15 protein-coding genes and 6 tRNA genes are annotated in these 18,386 nt (G+C 35.4%); 14 read left to right on the top strand and 7 right to left on the bottom strand.

Annotated features, from left to right (window positions below):
• Window positions 1–50: 50 nt before the first annotated feature.
• Both QL232_RS13060 and QL232_RS13065 read right to left on the bottom strand, forming a co-directional pair.
• Window positions 51–830, bottom strand: coding sequence for an AAA family ATPase (locus QL232_RS13060; RefSeq protein ID WP_168881794.1), 780 nt, complete (start codon window positions 828–830; stop codon window positions 51–53).
• A 79-nt stretch (window positions 831–909) separates the two neighbouring features.
• Window positions 910–1,551 carry a polysaccharide deacetylase family protein gene (locus QL232_RS13065; RefSeq protein WP_281614450.1) on the bottom strand — a complete coding sequence of 214 codons (642 nt, stop codon included), beginning with the start codon at window positions 1,549–1,551 and terminating at the stop codon, window positions 910–912.
• 436 nt (window positions 1,552–1,987) lie between these two features.
• Here QL232_RS13065 and ilvE point away from each other — a divergent pair, with 436 nt between their 5' ends.
• The 12 genes from ilvE to QL232_RS13125 all read left to right on the top strand — a co-directional run bounded on the left by ilvE (window position 1,988) and on the right by QL232_RS13125 (window position 10,217).
• Window positions 1,988–2,881: a branched-chain-amino-acid transaminase gene (ilvE, locus tag QL232_RS13070; RefSeq protein WP_168881792.1), complete on the top strand. Its 894-nt coding sequence runs from the start codon at window positions 1,988–1,990 to the stop codon at window positions 2,879–2,881.
• Between the two features lie 37 nt (window positions 2,882–2,918).
• The gene (ilvD, locus tag QL232_RS13075) at window positions 2,919–4,601 is read left to right on the top strand and encodes a dihydroxy-acid dehydratase (protein WP_168881791.1); all 1,683 of its coding nucleotides are present in this window, start codon (window positions 2,919–2,921) and stop codon (window positions 4,599–4,601) included.
• Window positions 4,602–4,639: 38 nt separating this feature from the next.
• Window positions 4,640–6,379, top strand: coding sequence for a biosynthetic-type acetolactate synthase large subunit (ilvB, locus tag QL232_RS13080; RefSeq protein WP_281614451.1), 1,740 nt, complete (start codon window positions 4,640–4,642; stop codon window positions 6,377–6,379).
• Between the two features lie 12 nt (window positions 6,380–6,391).
• Entirely contained in the window at window positions 6,392–6,934 is a 543-nt protein-coding gene (gene ilvN / locus QL232_RS13085) for an acetolactate synthase small subunit (RefSeq protein WP_168881789.1), read from the top strand.
• Window positions 6,935–6,992: 58 nt separating this feature from the next.
• The gene (ilvC, locus tag QL232_RS13090; protein ID WP_168881788.1) at window positions 6,993–8,057 is read left to right on the top strand and encodes a ketol-acid reductoisomerase; all 1,065 of its coding nucleotides are present in this window, start codon (window positions 6,993–6,995) and stop codon (window positions 8,055–8,057) included.
• A gap of 100 nt (window positions 8,058–8,157) precedes the next feature.
• A complete protein-coding gene (gene ilvA / locus QL232_RS13095; protein ID WP_168881787.1) occupies window positions 8,158–9,426 on the top strand; it encodes a threonine ammonia-lyase in 1,269 nt (422 codons plus the stop codon).
• 148 nt (window positions 9,427–9,574) lie between these two features.
• Window positions 9,575–9,651 (top strand) — tRNA-Asp (locus QL232_RS13100).
• A gap of 37 nt (window positions 9,652–9,688) precedes the next feature.
• Window positions 9,689–9,765 (top strand) — tRNA-Asp (locus QL232_RS13105).
• A gap of 36 nt (window positions 9,766–9,801) precedes the next feature.
• Window positions 9,802–9,878, top strand: a tRNA-Asp gene (locus QL232_RS13110).
• Between the two features lie 36 nt (window positions 9,879–9,914).
• Window positions 9,915–9,991: transfer RNA gene (locus tag QL232_RS13115), tRNA-Asp, on the top strand.
• Between the two features lie 36 nt (window positions 9,992–10,027).
• Window positions 10,028–10,104 (top strand) — tRNA-Asp (locus tag QL232_RS13120).
• A gap of 36 nt (window positions 10,105–10,140) precedes the next feature.
• Window positions 10,141–10,217, top strand: a tRNA-Asp gene (locus tag QL232_RS13125).
• Window positions 10,218–10,256: 39 nt separating this feature from the next.
• Here the strand turns inward: QL232_RS13125 and QL232_RS13130 are convergent.
• Window positions 10,257–11,195 carry an RluA family pseudouridine synthase gene (locus tag QL232_RS13130; protein ID WP_168881786.1) on the bottom strand — a complete coding sequence of 313 codons (939 nt, stop codon included), beginning with the start codon at window positions 11,193–11,195 and terminating at the stop codon, window positions 10,257–10,259.
• Between the two features lie 50 nt (window positions 11,196–11,245).
• Between QL232_RS13130 and QL232_RS13135 the strand changes: the two genes are divergently transcribed.
• The gene (locus QL232_RS13135; RefSeq protein ID WP_281614452.1) at window positions 11,246–12,439 is read left to right on the top strand and encodes a site-2 protease family protein; all 1,194 of its coding nucleotides are present in this window, start codon (window positions 11,246–11,248) and stop codon (window positions 12,437–12,439) included.
• Here the strand turns inward: QL232_RS13135 and cas6 are convergent.
• The 4 genes from cas6 to QL232_RS13155 form a co-directional block, all read right to left on the bottom strand.
• Complete coding sequence (cas6, locus tag QL232_RS13140; RefSeq protein ID WP_281614453.1) at window positions 12,436–13,152, bottom strand: CRISPR-associated endoribonuclease Cas6; 717 nt, start codon at window positions 13,150–13,152, stop codon at window positions 12,436–12,438. The genes QL232_RS13135 and cas6 overlap by 4 nt on opposite strands.
• Window positions 13,153–13,480: 328 nt before the next feature.
• Window positions 13,481–15,370 (bottom strand): asparagine synthase (glutamine-hydrolyzing), encoded by a 1,890-nt coding sequence (asnB, locus tag QL232_RS13145; RefSeq protein ID WP_281614454.1) that lies wholly within the window; start codon window positions 15,368–15,370, stop codon window positions 13,481–13,483.
• A gap of 119 nt (window positions 15,371–15,489) precedes the next feature.
• A complete protein-coding gene (gene chrA / locus QL232_RS13150) occupies window positions 15,490–16,617 on the bottom strand; it encodes a chromate efflux transporter (protein WP_281614455.1) in 1,128 nt (375 codons plus the stop codon).
• A gap of 315 nt (window positions 16,618–16,932) precedes the next feature.
• A complete protein-coding gene (locus tag QL232_RS13155; protein ID WP_281614456.1) occupies window positions 16,933–17,439 on the bottom strand; it encodes a metallophosphoesterase family protein in 507 nt (168 codons plus the stop codon).
• A gap of 129 nt (window positions 17,440–17,568) precedes the next feature.
• Between QL232_RS13155 and QL232_RS13160 the strand changes: the two genes are divergently transcribed.
• The gene (locus tag QL232_RS13160; RefSeq protein ID WP_281614457.1) at window positions 17,569–18,183 is read left to right on the top strand and encodes a DUF4251 domain-containing protein; all 615 of its coding nucleotides are present in this window, start codon (window positions 17,569–17,571) and stop codon (window positions 18,181–18,183) included.
• Window positions 18,184–18,386: the final 203 nt, after the last annotated feature.

Genomic DNA, 18,386 nt, shown 5'->3' on the forward strand with positions numbered 1-18,386 from the left:
CAAATTGTGTAAATAATCGCTGTACTATTTCAGGATCATTTTGGGGTTATTTAAGCTTTTACTTCGATCTTGTTTTTTGAAAGGATTTCCTGTGCCAAATTCAAATAGCAAACAGCTCCTTTACTAACAGCATCGTGTGCAATTACAGGAACACCAAAACTAGGTGCCTCACTTAATTTAATATTTCTAGGAATAATAACATCAAACACCAAGTCACCTAAGTGCTTTTTCACTTCTTCAATAACCTGATTGGATAATCTTAAACGAGTATCATACATGGTCATTAAAATTCCTTCTATTAATAAATTAGGATTCAAACGAGATTGAATCAGCTTAATAGTATTAAGTAATTTGTCTAAGCCTTCAAGTGCATAAAACTCACATTGTACAGGAACAATAACAGAGTCTGCAGCTGTAAGGGCATTTACTGTAATAAGGTTAAGAGATGGCGAACAGTCAATAATGATAAAGTCATATTTATCTTTAATTTGCTCTAAAGCTCTTAGCATTCTGTTCTCTCTGTCTTCAATATCAATCATTTCAATCTCCGCACCTACCAAGTCGATATGTGAAGGGATAATGTCTAAATAATCAAACTCAGAGTTAACAATTATATCTTCTACATTGATGTCTTCCACCATGCAGTTATAAATACTTTTTCTTTCTTCTTTAGGATCAAGGTTTAATCCCGAAGTAGAGTTTGCTTGTGGATCGGCGTCTACCAATAATGCATTAAATTCCATGGCAGCAAAACTTGCTGCTAGATTAACTGCTGTTGTGGTTTTACCAACACCGCCTTTTTGATTAGCTACTGCTATGATCTTACCCATTGCGTATCCTTCTTAAATTCTTAGTAAACACAAATATAGTTTTTTTCACCATCTACTTTAAAAAATATATTCTCTTTATTTAAAGTGAGGCAAAATGATAACCTTTTTTAGAAAAATGAGCTAAAAATCGAGGTAAAACATACTTGAGATTCTTTTCTGCTTTAATACTATCATGAAAAACTACAATCGAACCGTCTTCAGTTAGCTTGATTGCAGTAGACAAACATTTCTCTTTTTTGAAGTTCTTATTATAGTCTCGCGTTAACACATGCCACATGATCATCTCATAGTTGGGTAGGATTTCTCGAATCATCTTTTTTCCAACTTGGCCATGTGGAGGTCTAAAAAGATTCTTTTGTGATTGACCTTTAAATAAGGTGTCACTTTCCAGCCATTTTTGACACTCCTCAATATTTTCTAAATATTTAGTTAGACCATTTTTCCAATATTGTAAATGGTTGAAAGTATGATTGCCAACGGTATGGCCTTCACTTAATACTTTCTGATATACTTCAGGGTGTTTCCTAATATTATCACCTACACAGAAAAATGTAGCCTTAGCATTGTAATTAGAAAGTTGTTCAAGCACCCAAGGTGTGATCTCTGGAATCGGTCCATCATCAAATGTAAGATAGATTGTAGGCTGATCTGTTTGCTCTTTCTTCCAAGTTAGACTCGGGAATAGTTTATCTCTAACGATACTACCGACTTTTTGAATCATTTTTATAGTTTTTCTAATACACCTACAAATATAAGATCTTTAATATTAAGCTTAGGAATGATATTTATTTTTTGTTTAAAATGCTGTATATCAGTATTTGTAGTGTAAAAAATATGATAAAATACCCTTAGACTTCGTAATTATTTATAAAAACGGAGCGATTCCTAATTTGATTATTTGCAAATAAAAAAATAAGATCTTTATATTTGAATCAAACAATGATTGAAAATGTTGAATAAAACGCAAAATATCGTCCTAGTTATTATTAATATTACGATTGTCGTCCTGATTAAGGAGAGATAATGGTCCAGGATCGTATTTTGTTTTAGAAAATATATAGAGGCCATTGTCAAAGTAAAACTATCTTGACAGTGGTTTTTTTATTATCAGCATTTATAATAGTCGGAATTAGTAAAGTTTTAAACTCTTCATGCGAATGAAATATTATGATAAAGACACAGTAATTTTCCATAACGGAGAATTTATCAAGGCTGAAGAGGCAAAGGCAGATTTATTTTCTCAGTCTTTGCACTATGGGAATGGTGTTTTTGATGCCATGAGAGCTTATGATACAGCTCTTGGTCCACATATCTTCAAAGCAAAAGAACATATTACTCGTTTTATCGAAGCAGCAAAAACAATGCACCTCGATATTGACTATAATGTGGATGAGCTCGTTGGAGTGTCTTATCAACTACTTGAAGAAAATGGCTTTACTGATGCTTATATCCGTCCATTAGTTTATGCTGATGAGAATATGGATTTAACACCAACTAAAAAGCATAACTTATTCATTGCTGCTTTCCGTTGGGATAAATTCTTAGGAAAAGACTTGTTGGATATCACTATCTCAGCATATACTCGTCCTAGTCCATATTCATTTAATGTAGAAGCTAAAATTTCAGGTCACTACATTAATTCAATTGTTTCTATCGCAGAAGCAAAAGAAAGAGGTTTTGATGATGCTTTATTATTGGATGTAGATGGTTTCATCTCTGAAGGTACAGGTGCTAACTTCTTTTTTGAAAAAGGTGGAAAACTTTATACTTCTCAAAGAGGACACATTTATCCAGGTATTACAAGAAATGTAGTATTTGATATTGCAAAATCTTTAGGAGTTGAAGTAGTAGAAGGACAATACAAACCAGAAGATCTTAATGATATTGATGGGGCCTTCTTCACCGGAACTGCTGCACAAATCACAGGAATTAATAGTATTGATAAAAAACCAATGAATAAAGATTGGGAAAATACTATCGGTTGTGAAGTGTTTGAAAAGTACAGACAGTTCGTTACACAGAGTGAGTATGACAATTACTCAATTATCTAATTACGGAATTATAACAGACAAACAATAATCAGGAATTATGGCAGAGATGTTAAATAAGCACAGCCGCACTATTACTCAAGATGATACACAGCCTGCAGCACAGGCCATGTTATACGGTATTGGTTTAACTGAAGAGGATATGGATAAGCCTCAAATCGGTATTGCCAGTACTGGTTATGAGGGAAATACATGTAATATGCACTTGAACGGTTTAGCTGCAGAAGTTAAAGTTGGTGTTCAAAAAGCAAATATGGTGGGGTTAGTATTTAATACAATTGGCGTAAGTGATGGTATTACTAACGGTACAATTGGAATGCGTTACTCTCTTCCTTCAAGAGATATTATTGCTGACTCTGTTGAAACAGTTACAAACGGACAATTCTACGATGGATTAATTACTGTTGTAGGTTGTGATAAAAATATGCCAGGTGCTATGATGGCAATGTGTCGTATTAACCGTCCAACTATCATGTTGTATGGTGGTACTATTGCATCAGGTTGCTGGAAAAAGAAAAAATTAAACATTGTATCTGCTTTTGAAGCACTAGGTGAAAAAATCGCTGGTACAATTTCAGATGAAGATTATAAAGGTGTAATTAAAAATGCTATTCCAGGCGCTGGTGCTTGTGGTGGTATGTACACAGCAAATACAATGGCTTCAGCTATTGAAGCAATGGGTATGAGTTTACCATATTCTTCATCGAACCCTGCAGTAAGTACTAATAAGAAAGATGAATGCCAGAAGTTAGGACCTGCTATTCGCAACTTATTAGAACTAGACTTAAAACCTTCTGACATCTTAACTAAAGCATCTTTCGAAAATGCATTAGCAGTAATTATGGCATTAGGTGGTTCTACAAATGCGACATTACACATGTTGGCAATTGCTAAAGCTGCAGACATCGAATTAACTTTAGATGATATTCAAAGAGTTTCAGATAAGGTGCCATTCTTTGCAGATCTTAAGCCTTCAGGTAAATACCTAATGGAAGATGTGTTTGCAGTGGGCGGTATCCCAGCAGTAATGAAAACTCTTCTTAACTGGGGATTATTAGATGGTTCTTGTATGACTGTAACAGGTAAAACAATTGCTGAAAACTTAGCAGATGTTGATCCTCTAGGTTCAGAACAAGACTTAATGAGACCTCAAGATAATCCTATTAAGAAAACAGGTCACTTACAAATTTTATATGGTAACCTTGCAACTGAAGGTTCTGTAGCAAAAATCACTGGTAAAGAAGGTGAGAAGTTTGTTGGCCCTGCGAAGGTATTTGATAACGAGTTTGCAGTTATCGATGGTATCTCAAACGGAGAAGTAGAGAAAGGTGATGTAGTTGTAATCCGTTATGAAGGACCAAAAGGCGGTCCTGGTATGCCAGAGATGCTGAAACCTACATCAGCAATTATGGGTGCAGGTCTTGGTAAAGAAGTAGCCCTAATTACAGATGGTAGATTCTCAGGTGGTACACACGGTTTTGTTGTAGGACACATTACTCCAGAAGCTGCAGTAGGTGGTAATATTGCACTTCTTAAAGATGGTGATATGATTACTATCGATGCGGTAACAAACAAAATCGAAGTAGATTTATCTGACGAGGAATTGGCAGAAAGAAGAGCAAAATGGGTTGCTCCAGAGCCAAAATTCAAGAAAGGAATCCTTTATAAGTATATAAAAACAGTTTCTTCTGCATCTGAAGGATGTGTAACTGATGAATTTTAATCAGTGATTAAGAAGTAGTACGAAAAATTGTTTCAATAATGAGTACAGCGACAAAAGAGTTCACACAAGAACAAGGCGCCAAGCAGAAAACACCAAAAGTAACTGGAGCTGAAGCTTTATTAATGGCTTTAGTAGAAGAAGGGGTAGATACTATTTTTGGTTACCCGGGTGGAGCAATCATGCCTGTGTATGATAAGCTTTATCACTATGATGACAAGTTAAAGCACATTCTAGTGCGTCACGAGCAAGGAGCTACACACGCAGCTCAAGGATATGCTCGAGTCAATCATAGAGTAGGGGTTTGTATGGCAACTTCTGGTCCTGGTGCAACAAACTTAATCACAGGTTTAGCGGATGCAATGATCGATTCTACTCCAATGGTAGCAATCACTGGTCAAGTAGCATCTCACTTATTAGGTACAGATGCATTCCAAGAAACTGATGTTGTAGGTATTTCAACTCCTGTAACAAAGTGGAATTATCAAGTAACAAAAGCATCTGAAATTCCTGAAGCGATTGCAAAAGCATTTTACATCGCAAAAAGTGGAAGACCAGGTCCTGTGTTAATTGATATCACTAAGGATGCTCAGTTTGAAGAGTGTGATTTTAATTACAAACCTTGTACTAAAATCAGAAGCTATCAACCTGTTCAAACAGCAAAAGAAGAAGCTATTGATGCTGCAGCTGCTTTGATCAATCAATCCAAAAAGCCATACATTTTAGTAGGTCACGGAGTGATGTTATCAAAAGCAGAAAAGGAATTGATTGCATTTGCAGAAAAAGCAGGCATTCCGATGGCATCAACTTTATTAGGTTTATCAGCTGTACCAACCGACCATCCTCTTTATGTAGGATATTTAGGTATGCATGGTAACTATGGTACAAATGTAAAAACCAACGAATGTGATGTTCTGATCGCTGTAGGTATGCGTTTTGATGACCGTGTAACTGGCGATTTGAGTAGATATGCAAAGCAGGCAAAAGTGATTCATATTGAAATCGATCCTTCTGAGATTGATAAAAATGTGAAAGCGGATGTAGCTTTAATTTCTGATGCAAAAGAAGCATTAGAACGATTGATTCCAAAAGTGAAAGAAGCAAAACACGACGAGTGGTTAGCAGAATTCCATGCTTGTGATGATATCGAAAAGAAAGAAGTATTAGACTATGCTTTGGGCGACAGTACTGAGAAAGTAAAAATGTCAGAAGTAATCAAAATGCTTTCAGATAAAACAAAAGGTGAGGCGATCATTGTAACAGATGTAGGACAACACCAAATGGAAGCATCTAGATATTATGAATTTAAAATTACTGACAGCATTGTAAGTTCTGGAGGTTTAGGAACAATGGGTTTTGCCCTTCCTGCAGCCATGGGTGCAGCAGTTGGAGCTCCCGATCGTTTGGTAGTATCTATCTCAGGTGATGGTGGTTACCAAATGACTGTTCAAGAATTGGGGACAATATTCCAATATAAAATTCCTGTGAAGATTCTTGTTTTAAATAACAGTTTCTTAGGAATGGTAAGACAATGGCAAGAGTTATTCTTCGATAGAAGATACTCATTTACAGAAATGGTAAACCCTGATTTTGTAAAAATGGCAGAGTCTTATTACATCAAAGCTGATAAGTCTGAATCAAGAGAAGACTTAAGTGCTAAGATGGATCAATGGTTAGCTACTGAAGGGCCTTGTTTCCTTGAAGTAGTTGTTGAAAAAGAATCAAATGTATTCCCAATGATCCCTACGGGAGAATCGGTTTCAAATGTTCGTTTGAAGTAAAATCATAAGATCATGGAGGAGAAACAAAGATTTACCTTATCAATATTTACAGAAAACGTAGTAGGTCTAACGAACCGTATTTCAATCATCTTCACTAGAAGAAAATTAAATATTGAAAGTTTAACTACATCAGCATCAGAAGTGGACCATGTCCATAGATTCACTATTGTGTTTAACACCGGTAAGGATCAGGCTGAAAAGGTAGCAAAACAAATAGAAAAACAAATAGATGTACTTCGTTGCTATCTGTATGAAGATAGTGATACCATCTATCAAGAAATAGCTTTATATAAAGTGGCTGTGGATAGCCTTACAAACTCTGATGCAGTAGAGGAAATTGTAAGAAAAAACCACGCAAGAATTTTAGCCGCTAAAGCTGACTTCATAGTGATCGAAAAGACAGGTCATGAAGAAGATACTCACGCTTTATATGAGGCGCTTAAACCTTTTGGGTTGATGCAGTTTGGACGTTCAGGAAGAATTGCATTGTCAAAGGAACGTCAAGAAATCAGTGCATTATTGGCAGAATTTGAACAAGAGGATGCGATTGTATAGATCCATAGGGTCTTAAAATAACTTTCAAACTAATAAAGAATCACAACTTTTAATTATTATGGCAGAGATCAATTTCGGAGGAGTAGTAGAGAACGTAGTAATGCGTGAGGAGTTTCCATTAGAGAAAGCTCAAGATGTACTTAAAAATGAAACTATTGCAGTTATCGGTTACGGTGTACAAGGACCAGGTCAAGCGCAAAACATGCGTGACAATGGTTTAAACGTTATCGTTGGTCAACGTAAAGGTGGTGCTTCATGGGACAAAGCTGTTGCTGACGGTTGGGTACCAGGTGAAACACTTTTTGAAATCGGTGAAGCTGCTGAGAAAGGTACAATTATTTGTTACTTACTTTCAGATGCTGCTCAAATTGCAGTATGGCCACAATTGAAAGAGAAATTAACTCCAGGTAAGGCACTTTATTTCTCTCATGGTTTTGGTGTTACTTACCATGAGCGTACAGGTATCGTACCTCCAAAAGATATTGACGTAATCTTAGTTGCTCCAAAAGGTTCAGGTACTTCATTAAGAACAATGTTCTTAGAAGGTCGTGGTTTGAACTCTTCGTATGCAATCTACCAAGATGCTTCAGGTAACGCTTACAACAGAACTATCGCTTTAGGTATTGGTGTTGGTGCTGGTTACTTATTCCCAACTGACTTCAAAAAAGAGGTTTACTCTGATTTGACTGGTGAGCGTGGTTCATTAATGGGTGCTATCCAAGGTTTATTCGAAGCACAATATGACGTACTTCGTGAGAACGGTCACTCTCCATCAGAGGCGTTCAACGAAACTGTTGAGGAGTTAACTCAATCATTAATGCCATTAGTTGCTAAGAACGGTATGGACTGGATGTATGCTAACTGTTCTACAACTGCTCAAAGAGGTGCATTAGATTGGAAAGATAAATTCCGTGATGCAGTTCGTCCAGTAGTTGAAGATTTATATGAGTCTGTAGCAACTGGTGAAGAAGCTCAACGTTCAATCGATACTAACTCTCAACCAGATTACCGTGAGAAGTTAGACGAAGAATTACGTGTATTACGTGAGTCTGAAATGTGGAGAGCAGGTGCAGCAGTAAGATCATTGCGTCCTGAAAACCAAGAAGTAGAACAAGAAGCTTAGGCTTTAATCATATTCATTGAAAAGGGGGATTGCTTCGGCTTTCCCCTTTTTCAATCTTTAAGTATTAGTCTTAACTAATGCTTTGTAAAATATAATCCTTATGTCAGAAGTAAAAGAAGCAGTGGCTTTACCCAGTGTAGAGTCAGTTGTAAAAGCACATAGAAAGCTCAAAGATGTAGTGACAAGAACTCCTTTGATGCGAAACATGAATTTATCCGAAAGATATCAAGCAGACATCTGGTTGAAGCGTGAGGACCTTCAAATTGTACGTTCTTACAAGCTTAGAGGTGCTTACAACAAAATCTCCTCATTATCTAAAGAAGAGAAAGAGAGAGGTATTGTATGTGCCAGTGCAGGTAACCATGCACAAGGTGTTGCTTATTCTTGTAAACAATTGGGTATTCATGGTGTGATTTACATGCCTGCTCCTACACCAAACCAAAAGGTAAATCAGGTAAGGATGTGGGGTAAGGACAAAGTAGAAGTTGTTCTTATAGGAGATACTTTTGATGATGCTTATGCAGCTGCAATGGAACGCTGTGAAAGCGAAGGACGTGTATTTATTCACCCTTTTGATGATCCAAAAGTAATCGAAGGTCAAGGTACTGTTGGCTTAGAGATATTGGAGGATGCTAAAGAAGAAATAGATTACTTAGTAATGCCTATTGGAGGTGGAGGCCTTTCTTCTGGTGTAGGTAGCTATTTTAAACAGATTAGTCCTAATACCAAGTTAATTGGAGTAGAACCTGAAGGAGCTCCAGCGATGAAAGCATCTATTGATAAGGGTGAGGTAGTAACGTTAGATAAAATAGAAAAGTTTGTTGATGGTGCTGCCGTTCAGAGAGTAGGAGATAACACTTTCCAAATCGCAAAGCAATTCTTAAAAGATGTAGTACTTGTTCCTGAAGGAAAGGTCTGCTCTACTATCTTAAGATTATACAACGAGGACGCTATTGTAGTGGAACCTGCGGGTGCTTTGTCAATCTCAGCATTAGATGCTATAAAAGACGAAATAAAGGGCAAAAAAGTAGTATGTGTAGTATCTGGTTCCAATAATGATATTGGACGTATGGAAGAGATTAAAGAACGCTCTTTATTATACGAAGGATATAAACATTATTTTATGGTAAGATTCCCTCAAAGAGCAGGAGCTCTAAGAGAATTCTTAGCAGAAGTACTTGGTCCAAATGATGACATTGTGCACTTCGAATACACAAAAAAGGTAAATAGAGAGAAAGCTCCTGCCATTGTTGGTATAGAAGTGAAGTACCCATCTGACTTTGATAGCTTAACTCAAAGGATGAAAAAAGGTGGTTACAAGTACGAATTACTAAATGAGAATCAAGATATGTTTAACTTTTTGATTTGATAAGTTACTGATTTAATATTGATCATCAGTATTTTATAATTTCATTAAGAATAGATTACATTTTTAATCTCTTTAATCCTTGTTTTATAAAAATCAAGGGTGCATATTTGCATCGCTTTTTAGGAAACCTCTCCTGTAAAAGCGAACTGGAGCAGTAGTTCAGTTGGTTAGAATACCTGCCTGTCACGCAGGGGGTCGCGGGTTCGAGTCCCGTCTGTTCCGCCAACAAGTCTTCATCAAGACTTTCAAAAACTAGATGACTGGAGCAGTAGTTCAGTTGGTTAGAATACCTGCCTGTCACGCAGGGGGTCGCGGGTTCGAGTCCCGTCTGTTCCGCCAACAAGTCTTCATCAAGACTTTCAAAACTAGATGACTGGAGCAGTAGTTCAGTTGGTTAGAATACCTGCCTGTCACGCAGGGGGTCGCGGGTTCGAGTCCCGTCTGTTCCGCCAACAAGTCTTCATCAAGACTTTCAAAAACAGATGACTGGAGCAGTAGTTCAGTTGGTTAGAATACCTGCCTGTCACGCAGGGGGTCGCGGGTTCGAGTCCCGTCTGTTCCGCCAACAAGTCTTCATCAAGACTTTCAAAAACAGATGACTGGAGCAGTAGTTCAGTTGGTTAGAATACCTGCCTGTCACGCAGGGGGTCGCGGGTTCGAGTCCCGTCTGTTCCGCCAACAAGTCTTCATCAAGACTTTCAAAAACAGATGACTGGAGCAGTAGTTCAGTTGGTTAGAATACCTGCCTGTCACGCAGGGGGTCGCGGGTTCGAGTCCCGTCTGTTCCGCCAACCAATTCAGAAAGGCAAGTTCATTTGAGCTTGCCTTTTTTATTTTATTAGATCTAACATTTCTTCAGGTAGGTCATTTTCAAATTTCAATAATTCTTTATTTGAGGGAGAAGTGAAATGTAATGTTTTAGCATGCAATAAATGTCTGCCTACCTTGTTTTGTAATGCATTGTCATACGTCAGCATGGGTACTTCATATCTTTTATCACCAACAAGAGGATGACCAATAAATTGCATATGTACTCTAATTTGATGTGTGCGTCCGGTTTCTAAACGACATTCCACCAATGAAAACTTCTTATGTTCCTTAATCACTCGATAATGTGTGATAGCTTCTTTTCCAAAAGATTTATCCTTTGATACTTCAATACTTCTCTCATTTGATGGATTGCGTCCAATGAATTCCTGTATCACCCCTTCTTTCTGCTTCAGTTGCCCCCAAACTATAGCTTGGTATATTCTGTAGGGTTTGAGTGATTTAAATTGCTCTGAGAGGAATTCTCTTGCTTCAATTGTTTTAGGAATAACAACTATACCGCTAGTATCTTTATCTAATCGTTGCACCAAGCAATCTTTAACCAGTGAATCTTTCTGATTAGATATTTGGTAATGGTGTAAAAGAGCGTTTTGTAACGTATGATCATAATGCCCCAATCCAGGGTGCATTGGCATTTGAGCAGGTTTATTGACTACGATAAAATCTTTTTCTTCATATATAATATCTAGAGGAAAGTCATAGGGTTCTAGTTCAACTCTTTTTCGGAAATATTCAAACCATTCAATTTTATCGCTAGGTTTTAATTGATAGCTTGATTTAGATTTTTTGCCATTAACTAAAACAAGTACATCTTTTATGTGTTTCTGAATTACATTTCTACTTTTGTTAGGAAGTTGTAAAGAGAGGAAGTGATCTAAACGCGTAGACTTTCCTCCGTCGGGAATAATAAACGATTCATGTAAATGTTTTACAGTAGGCATAACTTTATTTTAAAATGCTAACTTGCAAAGCTAATTTTTAGAATTGAAATATGGAGGAAAATAATAGATCTATTATCGATCAGAATAATAATATCAATAAGTCAAAAGCACCACAAAAGAAAAATGCAGTTGGAATGGTCTGGTGGAAACACCTATTGTTATTGATCTTAACAGTGATGGCAACTACTTTTGCAGGAGCTGAATGGATCTACGGTAAATCGGTGTTATTTTCTGAGTTAACACCCGAAGAATGGAAAGGGTCTTTAATGTACTCGATTCCATTTGTAGGTATACTCACGATCCATGAATTTGGACATTACTTTACAGCAAAGTATTACAAATTAAAAGTGACACTTCCTTATTTTCTTCCAGTATGGTTTTTTAGTTTAGGTCCTTCTTTAGGTACATTTGGTGCATTTATTAGTATCAAGAGTCGATTAAAATCAAGAAAGGAGTTTTTTGACGTTGGAGTATCTGGCCCTATTGCGGGCTTTCTTGCAGCTTTAGTCGTCTTATTTTATGGTTTTACTCATCTTCCTCCTCCAGAATATATCTTTCAGATTCATCCTGAGTATCAACAATGGGGATTAGACTATGCAAAATATGCCTACGAGAATTTAAATGAAGGAGAAAATTTAACTATTGGAACGAACCTGTTATTTCAGTTTTTCACTTATTATGTTGCTCCTGACCCAAGTTTGGTACCTAATGGACATGAATTAATGCATTACCCTTTTTTATTTTCAGGGTTACTTGCTTGTTTCTTTACTGCATTAAATCTAATGCCATTTGGTCAGTTAGATGGTGGGCATGCTTTATATAGTATCATAGGAAGAAAATGGTTCAATAAGATCTTGCCTTATACTTTTGCGGCATTGCTGTTTTGGGGAGGTTTAGGTTTATTTTCTGCGATAGATAGCAATGAAATATTAATTACCTATGCTCCTTTTTATGTGATTTATTTGTATTTGGTTTCGATGAAACTATTCAAAGATAAAGTAACAATAGCTCTGTATGCGATGTCAATATTTACATTGCAATTTGTAATCACTACGATTTATCCTGATGTAGTAGGCTATGAGGGATGGTTATTTTGGGTATTTATTCTTTCTAGATTCCTAGGCTTACATCATCCACCTGCGATAAATGAAAAAGGTGTTGATACCAAACGTAAATTTGTCGGCATCATCACCTTGATCATATTTATATTATGTTTTACTCCAACCCCTTTTATTATTAATTAGGGTTGTTGTGTTTCTTCATCAAAAATGTATGGTTGTTTACCTGGGTTGAAGTTAGGAATGTCTAACATACCAAAACCGTGGGTAGTTAATTCACCAAAACCATTGTTATAAATAAATTCTTGTACTTCTGGAGCAGCTAATACTTCAAAAGGAAGTGTGTAGCCTCTTGCTTCAAAGATTTCACCACCTTTAATAACAGAGTAAATACGGGCAAACTTCTTGTCCATACGATTAATTCTAGCCAAATATTGTTCATCAGGAATTACCTGAAAACGGAAAAATGAAGAAATCTGTTCTGCAGTATATTTTCCAGATTTTTCCATTCTAAACATTGTAGAATCGTAAAGCATATCAGAGAAATCATCACTCATTGGATTGACGAACATTTTATTGTTCAAGCCTTCTATTTGGTGAAAAGGTACAATGGGTGAAATACATAAATACTTCATAGATTCTTTGAATGTAGGGGCATCTTCAATTTCTACAGAATCTGCTTGGAGCATTAAATTGCCTAACAAAATATGTGATTCTTGAAAAAGACCTTGAACTACTCTATCTATGAAAGTTTTACTAGGACTCGTTAAAACGATGGTTGCTTTTTTTGAAAAATAATGTAATCCTTCACGACCTACTTTAGTCTGACCTTTAAGACCAGAAAAAGTGAAATTCGAGGACTCAAATAACTCATTGTCAGCACATACTATTCTGAGCATGTTTTGAACAAGTTTTTGGTGATGAAAGGGTAATATTGCACCCTTATTTCTGAGATTGAAGATTATTCTTATGCGCACCTTCTAAAAAATTTGTAGTTGGTAACAAAAAGGATAAATCCTAATTAGATTAAAAAATTAAACATTTAGAGCTAAAAGCGATCAAAATATTAGGCTCTAACTAGATACTTTGCATGTGCTTTTGATTAAGTGTACACTTGTTTAACGGGTAATTGTTAGAATAACAAAGTACGCTTGACCATTAATATCATTATATTAATCAAAAAAAAGTAATTTTTTCGATAAAAAGATAAAATAATTGCATTGAATGCTATGGATTATATTTTTTCCACCAATGTTGCAATACTAAAATACTCCAAACTTGGTTTTGGTCATAATTACTTGAATTGAAAATCATATTCTTTAATTGTTGAACGTAAATTGGATTAAAAATGTTCTGCTCCCTAACAAAATCATCATCCAACATTTCGTTCACCCAAGATCTCAAGGCAGTTTTATAACCTTTCATTAATGGTACTTCAAAGCCATGTTTAGGCCTTTTATAAAGTTCTTCAGGTAATAAATCCCTGAAGGAGTCTTGTAATATTCGCTTTTTCATTTGTCCGTTGATTTTGTATTCAGCTGGTAACTTCATTGCAAATTCAACGACATTGTGATCTAAGAAAGGAACTCTTACTTCAAGGCTATGATACATAGACATAGAGTCTACTTTATGTAACATATCGTTGACGAGTAGTCCTTGGATATCGGCTAATAAAACATCATTAATTCCATCTCCTGTGATTGATTGTGTAATAGCATTTTTTCTAGATAAAAAGGCTTCTTGATCTACAGAATTTAGAAAAGTATCAGAAAGAATTGAGTTTGTAGTAGGAGTATCTCTCCAGCAGCATTGAAACCAATACCTTTCTTGGGGTGATAACTTAAGTCCTTCACCAAATTTTATAGCTTGTCTTATTTTATTTCCTAAAACTGAATTCCTACTATTGGGAAGTTGTTTTAGAATAGGTAAAAGTGAAGATATTACAGTCGCTAGTGTTCCTCCTTGTCGAGATTTCCATTCTCCTAAATGTTTATTGTACCCGGCAAACATCTCGTCGGCACCATCACCAGACAATGCAACTGTAACGTTTTTCTTCGTTTCTCTACAAAGTATATTTACGGCTAATGCGGAGGCATCAGCAAAAGGTTCACCATAATGATCCAACATTCCAAACAAGTGATTATAGAAATCATCTTGAGTTAATTTGAAGGCAGTATGTTGAGTTTTGTATTTTTTTGCAACTATTTCTGCGTAATATGTCTCATCAAAAAGAGGTTCATCTTTATAGCCTATCGAAAAAGTTTGAAGCTGATCAGTATATTTTGATGCTAAAGCAACAACTGCAGAGGAGTCTATACCACCACTTAAAAATGCACCTAATGGAACATCTGACACCATTCGTTCTTGTATTGATTGATCCATAAGACGAAGCAACTCTTTTTGTGCAGCATCATATGAAATATTTAATGGTGTCGTTATTTTTTCCTCTATCGAATAGTATTGTTTTATTTCAACATTCTTATTCTTGATAAAGATATAATGCCCCTGTGGTAGCTTTTTAATCCCTTTGTAAATAGAATCGGGAGTAGGAATATAGGTCAATTGTAATAATTGATAGATAGATGTAGGATCGATCTCTTTTTCTATTCCAAATTGACGTAAGGCATTCATTTCACTGCCAAATACTACTTTATCTTCATCAACAGCATATAAAAGTGGTTTTATACCTAATCGGTCTCTAGCAATTAGTAAACTGTCGTTTTCATTATCGTAAATGGCGAATGCAAAAAATCCATGAAGCATATCCAAACATTTTACACCAAAATGAATGTATGCTTCTAATAGAACTTCTGTATCTGATGTAGTAGTGAACTGAACACCCTTTAATTCTAATTTTTGACGAATGCTTTTGTAATTATAGATTTCTCCATTGAATACAATAGAATACCTTTTTGAGGTACTGTGCATTGGCTGATTTGCTCCTTCAGATAAATCGATAATGGATAATCTTCTATGACCTAAATGTGCAAAATGACTATTGTATATCCCTGATGCATTTGGTCCTCGATGTGCAATGCTTTCATTGGCTTTGTGAAGGTGAATCGCTTGCATTCGACCTATTTCATTAAACGCATACAGTCCGGTAATTCCACACATAAACGATGAAAATCTATTGAGTATTTAGTTGAAAAAATTAGTTAGTTCGAAATTACAATAATTTATATTTAGATAATAAAAAAAGCACTTCTTTTGGAAAAGTGCTTCTCTATATCTTTTTATATAAGCTGAAGTAAATATCCTAAAACAGCCCCACCAAGTATCACATGCATTGCGTTTGCTTTTTTAACTTTGAAAGTGACAAATAAACTGAGACATGCTATAATTATACTTTGCCAATCTACCAATGAAGCTTTACACATGGAAAGTAATACACTGATCATTAAAGCAACAGCAGCAACATTTACGCTGTCCAAGAAATATCCTACCTTTTTATTATTTCTTAATTTAGGTATTAACGGATTTAAGGCAATCACTAAAATAAATGAAGGAGTAAAGATGCCTAAGGTTGCTAAAATAGCTCCCTGAAAACCTCCAAGTTGATACCCAATAAAAGTAGCAGTAGATAAAACAGGACCTGGAGTAAATTGTCCCATTGCAATAGCATCCATTAATTCTTGTTGACTTAAGAAGCCTTCTTGTACTAATTCGGCATCTAAATAAGCAAAAAGAACATACCCACTTCCGTAGAGAACTGTTCCTACTTTTAAAAACTTGAAGAAAATAGTTGAACTTGAAATAGTTTGTATTGTAGGAAGTGAAATTGATGAAAGTAATAAAGGGTGAAATGATTGTTTTATCGTCTTCTTTTCTTTTAATGAGAAATAGATGATGCCTAATAACCCTGTTCCCAACAAAGAAATAATTTCATCCACACCGAGTAAACTTAATATTAATGTGATTGCTCCAATGAACCCTAATTCTTTTGTCTTGATTGCTTTCTTTCCTAGTTTGAATATGGCAGCAATAATTACAGAAAGCACAGCAGGTTTAATGCCTAGTATAAATGGAGCGATATTAGGAGTTTGTCCATATTCGACATACAAAAACCCAAGAAAACCAGTAATTACTACTGCAGGGAATATAAAACATAAGCCAGCAACAATTAGCCCTAAGATACCAGCTCTTTCATGGCCAGCATGCATTACCATTTCAGTAGAATTAGGACCAGGAATAAGATTGGTTGCACCTATTAAATCTAAAAAATGTTTTTGGGTAATCCACTTTCTTTTTTCAACAATTTCTTCTTCTAACATGGCAATGTGAGCAGCAGGACCTCCAAATGCAAAACAGCCAAGTTTGAACATAACAGCAGCAACTTCACTGAGTTTATTTAATTGATTCATGATCGTTAATGAATTATCGTTAATTAGTTTGTAATGCAAAATTAGGATAAAGAGAATAAAGGAGTGTTGGACATTTGAAAAAAATCACTGAAGAAATATACGATATAAAAAAACAGGCATAGAACACTTTTCCCGTTCTATGCCTGTCTGTGTCACGCTTTTAGAAACTGATAATTTTATTTCAAAATTCGTTCAGTTTGCTAGCATTATCTCATCTCATAACTTTCAAGTACAAATTAAGCGTAAAATGCACACATGACTTGATGATGTAGATTTAGTTTTTGTTGATTATTGTCATTGCTTTATTAAATAACATTAATCAATTGAAGCTCTTTTACCTAGCTCAACAACTTTTAGGTCTTTGGGTTTTCCATCATCCAATACCATTTTAATAATTGTTCTTTGATGATGGAACCCATGCCTACCTGCAGCTCCAGGGTTAATATGCAGTAAATTTCTTTTTTGATCTGGTATAACCTTAAGAATGTGTGAATGCCCACAGATAAAAATATTAGGATTAACTTCGTCTAATCTCTTTTTTAACTTTGTAGTATATCGAGGTGGGTAACCTCCAATATGTATCATATAGATTTTTAAACCTTCTAGTGTGAATATTTGTTCCTCAGGATACTCCATTCGAAGTTTTCCGTTGTCAATATTCCCATATACAGCTCTTACTGGTGCAATTGCTTTTAATGCACTCATCACTTCTTCAGTACCTATATCACCTGCATGCCATATCTCATCACAATCTTTTAGATGTTCAATAATGCGGTCATCAATATAACTATGTGTATCAGATATTATTCCTACTTGTATCATTCAATCGATTAATAATAAATGTAAATATTGTCAACTTCGAAAGCTATTCGAACGTTCAGTTAATTATATTCGAAATAAAGTAATAACCTAGAGTTTGTTTTTTAGCAAGCTCGCAAAAATTGAATTACTATGAAAAATATAATCAAAATCTTCGTGGCAGTTTTTACTTTATTCTTTTCATTAGCAGTAACTGCACAAGATACTCTCGATATAAATAAAACGCTCACAAAGAAAGAAATTAGAGTTCAAAAAAAATTAGCAAGACAGAAAGCTAAAGAAGAAAAGAAAAGACAGGCTGAAATCTATGAAAGAATCTTACATGAACAAGCCGTATCAGGAATAGATAGCCAAGCTTTTGTATTAGAAGCTACTCAAGTGTATGATAGATATGGTCATACAGAAAATGTTTCTAGTAATATCAACTTTGTAAAAGTATCAGGTGATGTTGCCGTTTTCCAATTAGGCTTCGATGGCGTTGTAGGGTTGAATGGAGTAGGAGGTATTACCATGGAAGGTAAAATTTCAGATTATCAAGTCATTGAAGAAAAAAACGGTAGAAAGACAGTAAAATTCAACGTTATGGGACCACTTATGTTAGCAAATATGCAATTCAGTGTCGATGGAGCTGGTAATTATGCTAATGTTAAAGTCAGAGCTCAAACAGAAAATATTGAGTTAAACTTTAGAGGTGTTGTTAAGCCAACAAACCATTCTACAGTTTACGAAGGCATGAAATTGTTTTAAGTTTAAATTATGTGTAGTAGATGATGTAAAATAAAAGAGCGACTTCTTTGAGGTCGCTCTTTATATATAGTTACTTTTCTCTTTTCATATTTCTACAGCAAATTTCTTCATTCTGACCTTGAGAAAGTATGATAACTAGAGTTTTTTTACATGATTGTCGTCATTGATAGTGTTCTAGATATTGATGAATTTGACTTGTATAA

The organism is Flammeovirga sp. SubArs3, assembly GCF_947387565.1.
Classification (GTDB): domain Bacteria; phylum Bacteroidota; class Bacteroidia; order Cytophagales; family Flammeovirgaceae; genus Flammeovirga; species Flammeovirga agarivorans.